The organism is Facklamia sp. P13055, from assembly GCF_050409445.1.
In the GTDB taxonomy this organism is placed as follows: Bacteria; Bacillota; Bacilli; order Lactobacillales; family Aerococcaceae; genus Facklamia.
The window spans coordinates 1-13,508 of record NZ_JBNUPL010000027.1 but is presented as its reverse complement, the minus strand read 5'-3'; the positions used below and the strand labels follow the sequence as shown (position 1 = coordinate 13,508).

At 29.6% G+C, this 13,508-nt stretch carries 15 protein-coding genes; all 15 read left to right on the top strand.

The window, feature by feature from the left end; genetic code table 11:
* Window positions 1–1,751, top strand: a 1,751-nt coding sequence (locus ACQV2O_RS07785) for a recombinase family protein (RefSeq protein ID WP_428875483.1), incomplete at its 5' end; no start/stop codon positions are given.
* The gene (locus ACQV2O_RS07780; protein ID WP_428875482.1) at window positions 1,752–1,928 is read left to right on the top strand and encodes a hypothetical protein; all 177 of its coding nucleotides are present in this window, start codon (window positions 1,752–1,754) and stop codon (window positions 1,926–1,928) included.
* Window positions 1,903–3,429 (top strand): recombinase family protein, encoded by a 1,527-nt coding sequence (locus tag ACQV2O_RS07775; protein WP_428875481.1) that lies wholly within the window; start codon window positions 1,903–1,905, stop codon window positions 3,427–3,429. The genes ACQV2O_RS07780 and ACQV2O_RS07775 overlap by 26 nt, the downstream gene beginning before the upstream one ends.
* A 1-nt stretch (window position 3,430) precedes the next feature.
* Entirely contained in the window at window positions 3,431–4,960 is a 1,530-nt protein-coding gene (locus tag ACQV2O_RS07770) for a recombinase family protein (RefSeq protein WP_428875479.1), read from the top strand.
* Window positions 4,961–5,146: 186 nt separating this feature from the next.
* A complete protein-coding gene (locus tag ACQV2O_RS07765; protein ID WP_428875477.1) occupies window positions 5,147–5,980 on the top strand; it encodes an ABC-three component system protein in 834 nt (277 codons plus the stop codon).
* Window positions 5,981–6,012: 32 nt separating this feature from the next.
* Complete coding sequence (locus tag ACQV2O_RS07760; protein WP_428875476.1) at window positions 6,013–6,258, top strand: ABC-three component system middle component 6; 246 nt, start codon at window positions 6,013–6,015, stop codon at window positions 6,256–6,258.
* Window positions 6,248–7,009, top strand: coding sequence for a hypothetical protein (locus ACQV2O_RS07755; protein ID WP_428875475.1), 762 nt, complete (start codon window positions 6,248–6,250; stop codon window positions 7,007–7,009). The genes ACQV2O_RS07760 and ACQV2O_RS07755 overlap by 11 nt, the downstream gene beginning before the upstream one ends.
* A 268-nt stretch (window positions 7,010–7,277) precedes the next feature.
* The gene (locus ACQV2O_RS07750) at window positions 7,278–8,000 is read left to right on the top strand and encodes a DUF2326 domain-containing protein (RefSeq protein WP_428875474.1); all 723 of its coding nucleotides are present in this window, start codon (window positions 7,278–7,280) and stop codon (window positions 7,998–8,000) included.
* Window positions 8,001–8,953: 953 nt separating this feature from the next.
* Window positions 8,954–9,253, top strand: a complete 300-nt coding sequence (locus tag ACQV2O_RS07745; protein WP_428873905.1) for a DUF2089 family protein — start codon at window positions 8,954–8,956, stop codon at window positions 9,251–9,253.
* A 1-nt stretch (window position 9,254) separates the two neighbouring features.
* A complete protein-coding gene (locus ACQV2O_RS07740) occupies window positions 9,255–9,572 on the top strand; it encodes a hypothetical protein (RefSeq protein WP_428875473.1) in 318 nt (105 codons plus the stop codon).
* A gap of 326 nt (window positions 9,573–9,898) precedes the next feature.
* Entirely contained in the window at window positions 9,899–10,252 is a 354-nt protein-coding gene (locus tag ACQV2O_RS07735) for a helix-turn-helix transcriptional regulator (RefSeq protein WP_428875472.1), read from the top strand.
* Window positions 10,253–11,174: 922 nt separating this feature from the next.
* On the top strand, window positions 11,175–11,492 hold the full coding sequence (locus tag ACQV2O_RS07730) for a DUF6442 family protein (RefSeq protein ID WP_428875471.1): 318 nt from the start codon (window positions 11,175–11,177) through the stop codon (window positions 11,490–11,492).
* A gap of 656 nt (window positions 11,493–12,148) precedes the next feature.
* On the top strand, window positions 12,149–12,466 hold the full coding sequence (locus tag ACQV2O_RS07725) for a DUF6442 family protein (protein WP_428873909.1): 318 nt from the start codon (window positions 12,149–12,151) through the stop codon (window positions 12,464–12,466).
* Between the two features lie 2 nt (window positions 12,467–12,468).
* Window positions 12,469–12,684 (top strand): helix-turn-helix transcriptional regulator, encoded by a 216-nt coding sequence (locus ACQV2O_RS07720; protein WP_428873910.1) that lies wholly within the window; start codon window positions 12,469–12,471, stop codon window positions 12,682–12,684.
* 270 nt (window positions 12,685–12,954) lie between these two features.
* Window positions 12,955–13,413, top strand: a complete 459-nt coding sequence (locus ACQV2O_RS07715) for an N-acetyltransferase family protein (RefSeq protein ID WP_428875470.1) — start codon at window positions 12,955–12,957, stop codon at window positions 13,411–13,413.
* Window positions 13,414–13,508 lie beyond the last annotated feature (95 nt).

The window sequence follows — 13,508 nt, the reverse complement described above, 5'->3', positions numbered from 1 at the left end:
GTAACCAGTCGGTTACCTCACCTACTCATCAACCCTATTTGACAAAGAGCCAAAATAATGATGAATTTGGAGGTTTTATTATGTCTAAAAACAATTTAGATACAAATAATTTTAAGATTGCAATGTACCTTAGATTATCTCAGGACGATGAAAAATATGACAAAAATTTCAAAGTAGAGAGCAATAGTATTTCTAATCAAAGATTACAAATAAAGGATTATGTTGCTAAACAGCAAGATATGAAACTTGTAAAAGAATATGTGGATGATGGATATTCAGGAATTAACTTTGATAGACCGGCTTTTAAGGAAATGATGGAAGATGTCATCACAGGAACTATTAACTGCATTATTGTAAAAGACCTATCAAGATTTGGAAGAGATTATATTGATAGTGGAAGATATTTACAAAGAGTATTTCCCTCTCTTGATGTAAGGTTTATTGCTTTAAATGATAACTATGACAGCCTTACCGCAAGTGATACAGAAAAGAATTTAGTTATTCCATTTAAGAATTTTATTAACGACAACTATTGTAGAGATACATCTGCAAAGGTAAGAAGTGTTTGTAAAGTTAAGAGAAAACAAGGACAATTTATATCAAACTATGCACCTTATGGTTATGAGAAGGATAAAGAAGATAAGCACAAATTAGTAATAGATAAAGAAGCTTATGATGTGGTGCAAAAAATTTATTCAATGAAACTTGAAGGGTATAGTTCATATTCTATTGCAAAACACCTAAACGAAACAGGAGTATTATCTCCTATGGAACATAAGAGAGCAAAGGGGATTAGGTATAAAACAGGCTTTAGTACAAATGCTGTTGCAAAATGGGATACACCTGCTATAAATCGCATTCTAACCAATGAAATCTATATAGGAACACTACAACAAGGAAAAAGAGAGAAGATAAACTATAAGCTTGATAAAGTTGTTTCTAAAGATAGAAGTGATTGGATTGAAATTGAAGATAATCATGAAGCTATCATTGATATAAATGACTTTGAGATTGTGCAAAAACTTTTGAAATGCGATATAAAAGCAAGAAATTGTGGAGAAAAAGCAGATTTATTTTCGGGATTGTTATTTTGCAAAGACTGCAATCAGCAAATGACTAAAAAAGTGGACAAAAGAGGAAAAACTCCAATCGTATATTATATCTGCTCTGGATACAATAAGGGGGGTGCTTGTAGTAGGCATTCAATCAAGCAGAAAGAATTGGAAGATACTGTTCTTGCAATGATTAAGCATTATATTTCCTCACTTGGTAAATATGAAGTTATTTCAGAAAAACTAAGAGAGATGGAAGTATCCTATAATCTGTTTAAGAAAATAGATAAAAGGCAAGAACAAACTAAGAAAAGTAAGGCAAAGTTTGAAATTTTAAAATCATCTTTATTTCAAGACTTAAAAGAAGGGATAATCTCTGAAGATGAGTTTTATGATATGAGAGAATTTTATACCAATCGTATCATAGAGAGTGAACTAATATTAGAAAGACAGAATGAAGAAATCGCAAGACTCTACAAAAAGAGTTTAGGAAATCAGAGCTTCTTTTCAGATATTAAGAAATATAAAAATATAAGCACTTTAGAAAGAGGACTTCTTGTAAGACTTATTGATAAAATCTATGTTTTTGAAGATAAAAAGATAGAAATTCAATTTAATTATGATGAAACATTAGATGTGTTTGACAAGTTAAATAACTATACTGCTCAGTACCCTGAGAAAGTTAGGGAGGTGGTATAGATGGCAAGAACAGCAAATAGGAGAATTAAATCTGAAGAAATTCAACTAAATAAGGAAGTCGAAAGTAGTTTTCAAACAGTCATTTATACAAGAATTTCAAGAGATAAAAAAGAAAAACCAAGTGATTCTATTGAAAATCAGATTGCTTTATGTGAAAGTTATATTAAGAAAAAATGATGGACATAATTTAGTTGGGATCTATAAAGATATTTCAAAGACTGGAACATCATTTGATAGACCAGATTTTGAAAAACTTATGGATGAAATCAGAACAGGAAAAGTAAATTGTATCATTGTAAAAGACTTATCTCGTTTTGGAAGAAATTATACAGAGCTTGGAAATTTTATAGAAAAGATATTTCCATTTCTTGGTGTAAGGTTTATTGCTGTTAATGATAATTTAGATACATTTCATATGGAGGATCCGAATAAATCACTTGAGGTAATCTTAAAGAATATTGTTAATGAAACTTATGCTAAAGATATTTCAAAGAAAATATCCACATCACATCAAATTAGAATCAAACAAGGAGGCTTTATTTGTGGAGCTGCACCTTATGGATACACAGCAAGAAAAGGTGAAGATGGGATAAGGAAATTGTATGTAGATGAAAATACAGCTCCTATTGTAAAAGAAATTTTTGAGGCTTATTTGAAAGGTTTTAGTACACTTGATATTTCAAAATTACTCCATGAAAAAAGAGTATATATAGCAAGCGATTATAGAAAATTTAAGAAGGCAATATCTGAAAATGATGAGCCTATTAGAATATGGAAACCAACTACAATACTGAAAGTGCTTAAAAATCGTGCATATACAGGAACTTTGATTCAAGGTAGAAATCAAAAACATCTTTATGAAGGTAAAAAGAGGGAGGTTCTTGATAAAGAATATTGGACAGTAACAGAAAATGCTCATGAAGCCATTATTCCCATAGACATATTTGATAGAGTACAAGATAAAATATCCTCAAAGACGAATACAAGCAGAAATAGTATAGATAAAAAAGTTACAGAAGATACAGTTTTTAGGGGAAAAGTTTACTGCAATATCTGCAAAAGAAAAATGAGTACACACAGACAGCTAAGCGGAAAAAAGACAGTTTTTTACTTTAGTTGTAATCGCTTTAGAGAATATAGCACTGAAAAATGTGGAATATCTATAACAGAAGTTACTCTTAAAAAAACAATAAAGGCAGCATTTGATGTTATTCTTTCAAGTAAAGGTAATAGCTACAAAGAATACCTAAATAGCTATGATTATCTTAAAAAGGAGCTTAATAAACAAAAAGAAAAAGTTCTGACAGAAATTGAGAGAAAGATTTCAGGCTTTAACAGGCTTCAAAGTGAATATTATGAAAAATATGTTTTAGGACAGTGGAGTAAGGTAGATTTTGAAAGTGAAAAAGAAGGGCTTAATCAAAAGAAAAAGTCTTTGGAAAATCTAAAAGAAAAAAAGATAGCATTTTTTGAGGAAGAAACTTCTAAACTTGAAGAAAAGCATAAATATCTGAACGCATTATTAAAGGGAAAAACGAAGAAATGGGATAAAGATTTTGTAGATAGCACTATAGATAAGATATTTATAGGAAAAGACAACATAGTAGAAATAAAATTCAATTTTGAAGAAACCTCTGTCTTTGCTGAAAAAATTGGTAGGAAGAAAAAGAGGAGCTGATATGAATACAGTAGATTTTTATTTGAGGCTTTCCTTAGAAGATGGAGATCAGCAAGATGAGAGTAATAGCATTACTTCTCAAAGGGAGATTTTAAAAGACTATATCAATTCAAGGGAGGAATTTGCCGGAGTTAAGATTAGAGAGCATATCGATGATGGTTATACCGGGACAAACTTTAATTGTCCGGCGTTTCAAAAGATGATTAGTCTTGTAAAGAAAAATGAAGTAAAAACAATACTTGTGAAAGACTTATCCCGCTTTGCCAGAGATTATATAGAATCAGGAGCCTATATTGAACAGATATTTCCACTCATGCAAGTTCGATTTATTTCTGTAAATGATAACTATGACAGTAATAATAATGAGAACGGGATCAATGGATTGGAAGTACCATTTAAAAACCTTGTCTATGATTATTATTCAAAAGACATCTCACAAAAAATGCGTTCTTCGATAAAGGTAAGACAAGATAAAGGTTATTACTTTGGTTCAAAAGCACCTTATGGATATGTAAAAGATGATAAAGACCATCATAAACTACTTGTTGATGAAAAAGTAAGACCAATTATAGAAGAAATTTTTACAAGATACCTAAGTGGGGAAAGTATGCTTTCAATCTCTAAAGACTTTAACAAGAGAGAAGTTTTAACACCTGCCAAGCACATAGGACTCAAAAGAGGAAGTGGTATTTGGACAGGACAGATTGTAAGGTATGTCTTAACACAAAGAGTTTATACAGGAGCGATTGTCGGTGGCAAGACAAGGGTGCAAGAGGTTGGGTCTGATAATCGTAAATGGGTTGATAGTAAGGATTGGATAATACGAGAAAATATGCACGAAGCAATAATATCCAAAGAAGATTTTAATAAAGTCCAAGATATGCTAAATAGTAATGAAAAGCGTATAACCAGAAATCGAAAGCACTTTCATATACTTCAGGATAAAGTTTATTGTGGGAAATGCCATCATAAGATGAGTTATACTGTTAATTATGGAAAAAGTGATGGATACTACTGCACTTATAGATATAAAGCGAAAGATTGTGGTTGTATGAAAGGGAAAATAACTGCTTCTACCCTTGAAAATATAGTAGCAAAAGAAATTAAGCTTTACACAGAGGAATTTCTTGAAAAAGAGCAGACGAGGAATATTGAGTATATAGTACAAAACAGTATTTGCGAAAGTTTGCTTGAAAGAAAGATTAAACTTGGAGTTGATAAAGACAAACTACAAGTTTGCAAAATGCAGTTATATGAACAACATAAACAGGGTATAATAAATAAAAAAGTATATTTATCTCAGAAACAATCTTTAAGTACACAGATTCAAAATATTGAACAGGAAATCTTCATTATAGAAAACAAAATAAAGGAAAATACTACTTCAGAACATAAGCTGAATGTAGATAAGTTAAAAGAAGCAGTATCAAATGGAGAACTTGTCTTAGAATGGATCAATGAAGTCATAGAAAAGATATATGTTTATGACAAGGATAAGATTGAGATTGTTTGGAAATTTGCTTGTATCTGATGTGTCTGATTGCAAAACAAGGACTATTAAAATTTTGATAAATATGGTATAATAAATATATTTTATATATGTGGGAAGGGGGTATTTCTTATAAATAATGAAGAACAGTATATAGCTAAGATTATTTTTAGAAATAAAATTTTAACTTATAAAGGACAGCAATTTGAAGATTTCTTTGTATCTTTAATGTGTAAGCATAATTCTAATTTTAAACCAGTAAAAGCATATGGTCGTCTTGGTGATCGAAAAAACGATGGTTTTGATAAGACTACAGGAACAATTTACCAGGTATTTGCCCCTGAAGATTTAAATAGAGAAGGAACTATTAAGGATGGAGTAAGGAAGTTAAAAGAAGATTTTAAAGGATTATATGAAAAATGGAATGATATATGTCCGATAAAAAAATATTATTTTGTTGCAAATGACAAATATGATGGAGTTCCAGCTCCTATTCATGATATGGCAATAGAATTAAGCAAACAAAGTAGCTACTCACATATTGATATCGATATTTTAGGAGCAAGCGATTTAGAAAAAATATTTAATTCATTAGATAGATTTGAAAAGCAAGATATAGTAGGATTTATACCTGATCAAAATATACAAGTTGTAGAATATGAAGCATTAAATGAAACAGTAAATTATTTGCTTACTATTGAAAATAATATAAATTATTTGGATAAGTTAATTGTCCCGGATTTTTATGAAAAGATAACTTTCAATGGATTAAGTCAAGTTGTAAGAAATAAATTGACAGTAGGAAGTTATCAAGAAGGCATATTAATTGAATATTTTAATAATACACCGGGTGTTAATGAAGTTTTACAAAAGAAATTTCATATGCTGTATGAGGAAGCTAAGAACATTATAAAAAATACAAAAGAGAACTTTGCTGATTGTAGATTTTATTATATTTTGGAAAAATCATGTATAAAAAATACGATCCCAATACAAACTAGTGTATTAGTTTTAATGTCTTATTATTTTTCGAGTTGCGATGTATTTGAGGAACCAAGCTAGATTTATATATAAAGAAAGGAGGAGATGTTAATATGATACTACCAAAGAAACAATTATCATTAAGTGAATCATTCTTTGGGTTTGGAGCTTTTCTACTAGAAAAATTAAAATCTCCTACCTCAGTAGATGATTTATGGCTATATTACAAGAATGCTTACGAAAGAAAAAAATACATTGTAAAGTTTTCTTTTGATCAATACCTTGCAACATTAGATTATTTGTATATGATAGGAGCAATAAAAGAAACTGAGAAGGGGGTAGTATGTAATGAAACTTAAGTGCTTACGGGCTAATCAATCCTCTTTTCATACTATAAATTTCAAAGAAGGTTTGAATATTATTGTTGGCAAACAGGCTTCTCCACATAATGAAAATGATGGAAATACCTATAATGGGGTTGGTAAATCTTTTGTATTACATTTGATTCATTTTTGTTTAGGCTCAAACAAAATTGATTCTTTTACAAAGAATTTACCTGATTGGGTGTTTACATTAGAATTTGAAGTCGATGGAAAAGATTATTTTGCATCACGAAATACTAGCGAACAAAATAGAATAAACTTTTGTGGGAAAGATATAAGTTTAAAGGTTATGAGAGAAAGTATGTTAAATCTTTGTTTTGGTATTTCTGATCCCCCAAAGAATATGACATGGAATACGTTGTTTTCTAGATTCGTAAGAAGATATAGATCATCATACTCTAAATTTGACACATATATTCCAAAAGAATCTGATTATAGTAAGATCTTAAATACACTATATTTACTTGGAATTGATACAACTTTGATAGTAGAAAAAAAAGAGTTGAGAGAAAAGCAAACTGATGCTAAAAGAACAGAAAATGCTATAAAAAAAGATCCATTTTTTAAAAGGTATTATCTAGGTGAAAATGATGCAGAACTTGATGTAGCAGACTTAGAGTATAGAATAAGTGAATTAGAAAGAGAAATATCAGAATTTAAAGTTTCTAATAATTATCATGAGTTAGAACTAGAAGCAAATGAGAAAAGTTATAAAAAAAGATATTAGAAAATAAACGTGTCCTTATAAATAATTATATAAAAAACATTGAAAAATCTTTTAAGGAAACAGCTAAAGCAAATGAAGAAGATGTTATAAGGGTATATGAAGCAGCTAATATTGAAATTCCTGATATGGTAAAAAAAACATCGATGAAGTTCTTGAATTTCATAGAAAACAAATATCGTCCAGAAATATTCGCTTAAAAAAAGAATTACGTAAACATCAGCTTGAATTAGAAAAAATAGACAAACAAATTCTTGCTATCGGAGAACGTATGGATAATTTATTAGGATATTTAGACTCTCATGGAGCATTAGAAGAATATGTTGCTTTAACTAAACAACTGTCTTCATTAAAAAATGAAATGGAGCGAATACAGGGATATCAAAAAATACTTAAATCATATAAAGATATTGAATTGGAGATAAAGGCTTCATTTATAAATCAAGATAAAGAAACTAATGAATATCTTGAAAGTATAAAAACAGTAACTGATAACTTAAGGAATGGTTTCTGGGAGTATGCAAAGAAATTTTATCCAAAGAAGAGAAGTGGATTAGTAATAAAAAATAATTCTGGTGAAAATATGATTAGATATACCTTAGATGCAAGGATAGAAGATGATTCATCGGATGGAATAAATGAAGTAAGATTATTTTGTTTTGATTTATTATTGTTGATGTGTAGAAAAAGCAAAATGAGATTTTTAGCTCATGATAGTAGATTATTTGCAAACATGGATCCAAGGCAAAGAGAAATGCTTTTACGAATAGCGTACGATGTTACTATAGATTCTGAATTTCAATACATTTGTTCCATGAATGAAGATACTATAATGTCTTTTAAGGATTTAATGTCAATTGAGGAGTATAGCGAAATAGTAACGAATAATATTATTTTAGAATTAAATGATGATGCACCTGAAAGTAAGCTACTTGGTATTCAAGTAGATTTGGACTTAGAAGATAAGCACAAAAATATTGATAATATGAAATAAGTTGTGTAAAAGAGAGGATGTTCAAAAACATTCTCTATTTTTGTAGGTGATTGAATAAAATGTATCCAATACTTGACACAAGGGTGTTGTTTTGAATGGATATAAGACAAACGATTATAAACTCACACAAACACAAGCGTTTTAGAGCTATGTTGTTTTGAATGGATATAAGACTTACCTTTTGACGTGGAGCATGATGCAGCAGTTTTAGAGCTATGTTGTTTTGAATGGATATAAGACAAAACGAATTGACAAGTGATGTTAAAGATAGTTTTAGAGCTATGTTGTTTTGAATGGATATATGTCAATCTCTAATTAGTTAATTCTAAGTTAGGAATTTCAATTATCTTGTAAGGGGATAAGCTCTATTAAGGTTGTCTTCTTAACAATGGATAACGATCAATTATCTCATGCGATAAAATTTTATAACATAAGGGATAAATATGAATAAGACTATTAAAAGTGCTTTAAAGAAACTATTCTTTTTTGTTTTTGTTTTATATTTTTAGTGCGATGGTCAATGGTCTATCAATATATTTATTTGATACTACACTCGCAGAATATTTTGCTGAATTTTTTTCTCTAATCAGTTAGCAAAGAGTTATGAGTTAGTGTGACTAGCTTTCTTTAATTAAATATAAAAAGGAGTAAGTTATGAAGTGTTATAACTTGCTCCTTTTCTTTTTTTAGCAATAATGAAGTTATTTTTAAGAGAGGCCGATATAATAATTATCTCAGGCTAATAGTTAAACTTTTTACTAAAATTAAAGCTAGCTTTTAGTTTAATTCCTAAATAGTAGTCTCAATAAAATCAATTGTTGAGTTAAGCTTCATTTTATCACTAAAAACAGTTTTTATATAAACCTAATTTAAATAATGTAAAAGTATAGGATAAAGATTGACTTTAATAATGTTAAATGATAACATTAATTTAATTAAAGAAGGAGGATGAAATGAAAATTAATATTATTCCTGAATGGATGGCAAATCTTGAAGAAGAAGATTTATCTTTTATCAAAAGATTTATATTAGCATCTGGCTCTTTAAAAGAAATCGCTAAACAATATGAGGTTACATATCCGACAGTAAGACTAAGGTTAGATAGGCTTATCCAAAAAATTCAAATGAGCGATGATATTGCAAATGAACCTTATATCTCTTTAATTAAACGATTGGCTGTTAATGATAAGCTTGATTTTGAAACAGCTAAAATTTTGGTTTCAGAGTATAAAAAGATGAAAGGAGTTGAATGATATGAGAGCTGCTTTGATTATGTTTATTGTATATGGGGCATTAATTATTATCTTACAAATATTATTATCTAAACTTAAAAATAAATGGTTTGGCTTGATACTGCCCTCTTTAAGTTTTGTCTATTCTATGTCTTTATCACTTATTTTAACCATCACCCCCCTGGAACAATCCGATAACATGAAAAGTTTAATGGATTTTGTATCGACACTCTTAGTAAACAATATACCTACCTTTATTCTATTAGCTATATATTTTGTTATGAGAAAGCAATTAAAAATTTCTTCCCAAATTGAAAAAATGAAAATTAGAGATTTATAATAGAATTATGTTAGAAGTTATAAAAATAAAACTTTTAATTTAAATTTAAATAATCTTTTGCTTTTAGTCAGAAAATTATGAAAAATATTAAGAACTATAAAAGAGAACCATTCGAGTCTCTTTTAAATATGGAAATTCATTTTATTTGCTAAAAATAAATAGGACAGTTGAAAGTCTTAACAATTCATTTGAATGATATAAATTCAAAGCAATCCCTGATATAATCGCCATGCAAAGAATATTTGCCAAAATATGATCACTTGCAATTTCAAATTGCTAGGCCAAAACTCTGATAAAGCCTATCTTAAATTTAAGAGGTGAAGACGATGCTCAATGAGATCTTAAAGGAAAAGAGAAAAGAACTTAAACTTACTCAGCAGCAGGTTGCTGATTCGTTGAATGTCATACGACAAACATTGTCTAGTTGGGAAGTAGGAAAAAGCTTTCCTGATATTCCAACCTTGATTAAGATTAGTAATTTTTATCAAATATCTATAGATTATATGTTAAGAGGGGATGTTGATCTGATGAAAAAAGTTGAAAAAGATGCAAATGAATTGGAAAAATACCAAAAAATAACAGAGATTTTAAAAATGATCGTTTATGGGTTACTGATTGTTACTTTTTTCTATGGTGCCGGCTATGCAATTGGAAAAGGGTGGGGGCATTTTATGCCCTAAATCGTTTATTTCAATGAAGCAAGTTTATTTAAAGGTAATTAGTTAATCCTTAGTCATTCTATTTATAATCCTTAAAACAACTTTTTTCTAAATCTACTTTTAGACTTAGGAAGTAGTTGTTTTTTTTGTTTTATTTGCCAAGAAAAAGTAAATTAAACAACTTAAGCTGTCAAACTGGCTGATTTATAAACTCTTTTAAAGATGACAGTCAATCTTGAAAGGGGGTAGTGTATCTGAATGGTACGTATATTATAGAGAGTAGGAAGTTGACAGACTAAACAAGGAGAATTTTATGAAGAACACAAAAAGAAAACTGTTAGTGATCAGCTTATTGACGCCACTTGATATCACATTATTTCTACAAGCCCCAGAACATTTAGTTAAGAAAATGTTATGACCTGTCTTAATAGGAATAATCTATTTCCCTCGACTTGCGAACTGTCTAGTCCATATTAACTGAAAAATGATGAGTCTTTTCATACTCATCTTACCTCTTAACGCTATCCTTGTTGTAATGCCTTTGTCTTCAGCCTTTGCTTATTTAGGCGAAATTTTGGCTTATCGTTTGTATAAAGAACTAATGATTAAAAGTAGTCACCTTGATCAAATTCAATACCCATTTTAATTTCTGAGTGATCTTCGATCTAATTCTTAAAATCAACTGAACAACTGAATCAATTGACCGTTAAGGATAGAGCTAGTTCTAACTCTGTTCTTTTTTATTTTTGTTTGAAAGCCCAGCTAATGCTATAGGGTTATGGTTAAAATACTAGGCGATATGGATAGAATTTTGCAATCTACCACATAAAAGACAATAATGTGAAAACACAAAAGCAATTAAACTTTACAAGGTGATAACAATACTTTACATATCTCTTTTGGAATGTTATTATTTAGATAATAGTTAAAGGAGGAGCAAACTATGGAAAAAGAGGCTATTTTAAAAAAAGCACAGCGAGCGCAAAAAGACGAAAGAGAAGACGTAATCATCACAAAATCCTTTCGTGCCGGATGGTTGGGAGTAACAATTGTTATGTTAGCACTGCTTTTGCTGAGAATGTATTTTCAGCAATCAATTGAAGATATTACTATAATTTTGACGGCCCATGTATCAGCTTCTTCATTTTATCAATATAGTAAAATGCCAGATAAAAAGTCCTATTTAATTTTTGGGATAATAAATTTACTGTTTATAATATTGCAATTTTACTATTTATTAAGTAAGTTTGGAGTTTTTTAAATACAAAAAAGAACTATTAGTTTTGCAAAATCGCTTAAAAGTTGCCAGAGCTGAGAAAAAATTTGACTCAGGAAGAATTAGCCAAATTAGTAGGGCTTCTTAACAAACTACGAGTGCCATTGAAAAGGGACAATTCAACCCTTCAGCTAAATTAGCGCTCATTACTTGCATCGCTTCAGATAAAAAGTTTGAAGAATAAGTTATTTTGATTCAATTAAATATTGCTTTTCTTTAGGAGTAATGAAGGAAGCAGTTGAATCGATTGATTTTTTATGGATAGACTTTATTAACACTCTAATCTTTTTATTATTAATTTCATATGTGTCTCTAGAAAATAAAGAGAAAACAAAATGTAAATGAATTAAATTAAAATTTTACACTCACTAATGGTTCTAATGAACAACTGCTAAAAGAATAATTTGAACCGATCGTTCTTTATTGGATTGATAAAAGGTTTTTGGATGAAAAATCGGTGCATTTCTGAACGAGTACGTGCAAACAATTATATAGCTATAGCAAGTCTTAAGAGTGTAAAGCAGCCTAGTTTAATGCGCTTCAAAAATTAAAAGGCAAAGACAACCCAACTTTACATTGTGACTATAAACCTTATTTATTTAAATGTTAGTTTTTAATAATAGTTAAAGGAGGAGCAAACTATGGAAAAAGAGGATGTTTTAAAAAAAGCACAGCGAGCACAAAAAGACGAAAGGGACGAAGCCATTAATACGAAAGCTTTTCAAATTGGGTGGGTAGGAGTATCGGTTGTAATGTTACTTCTTATTGTTTTGAGGGTTATCTTTAATGAATCAGCCATAGACATTATGATAATCTTAATGGCTCAAGTAGCTGCGGCTTCATTTTATCAGTATTCTAAAATGCCAGATAAAAAGCTCTATTTGGTAAGTGGGATCATAGCTATATTAGCTATTATATTAGGCTTTGCCTCATTATTAAGTAGTTACGGAGTTTTTTAAATATGGGAAAAAAAGAAGAATTAGTTTTACTAAATCGCTTAAAAGTTGCTAGAGCAGAGAAAAGTTTGACTCAGGAAGAATTAGCCAAATTAGTGGGGGCTTCTCGACAAACTATTAGTGCTATCGAAAAAGGACAATTTAACCCATCCGCAAGATTAGCGCTTATTATTTGCATTGCTTTAGATAAAAAATTTGAAGAGTTATTTTACTTTGGCTAATTTAAGTAGGCGTTGATCTTCGGTGTACTTCTTAAAACAGACTGAATAGTTGAATAAATGGATTTTTAAAGAATGGAGTTCGTTTTTTGCTCTATTCTTTTTATTTTATCTTTTTTTTACTGTTTAACAAAGACTATTCTGTTAAGCTTAAGCTATCAGATGAAGTCTTGATTGAATCTAGTTTATGGACAACAGTCTTAAGGACAGATAGTTTTTAATAAAATAGAGAGATGATTCAGCATAGTATATTTATAGATTAAGGGGAGAAAAATGGAAATCAAAGAACTTTCAAAAGAAAACGTAGAAGAGTTTATCATTTATTTGAACAAAGCATTGGCAATAGAACCGGATAGGATGACAACGGATGATATAGATGAAGAAGCGATAATTAAAGTGGTTTCCAATCAACCCAACGAACTAAGTCGTTCTTTATTAGCTTATGAGGACCATCAGATTGTGGGTAGGTTGGAGTTTCATTCTTATCTTTGCATTCAAGATTCTTATAGGATGGCCTATGTCAATTGGGTCTATACACTGCCAGACTATCGACACAGGGGAGTGGCTCAGTCATTATTTAAAGCATTTGAGAATATTTGCTTACAAGAAGAAATAAATCAGTACTTTTTAATCCAGGCAGAGAATCAAGCGGCGAGCCGTTTTTATAAGGCCTTTGAACATGGAACATCTAGTAAAGAAATAATTTTAAGAAAGACATTATCTAAGTTTTAGAAAGCCAAAGCAACTTATAGAAGACATCTTTTTCTTTAATCTGTTAAACGTAAATGATAATGTCTCAAGAGAACACAAATCAAAATGTCCCACTA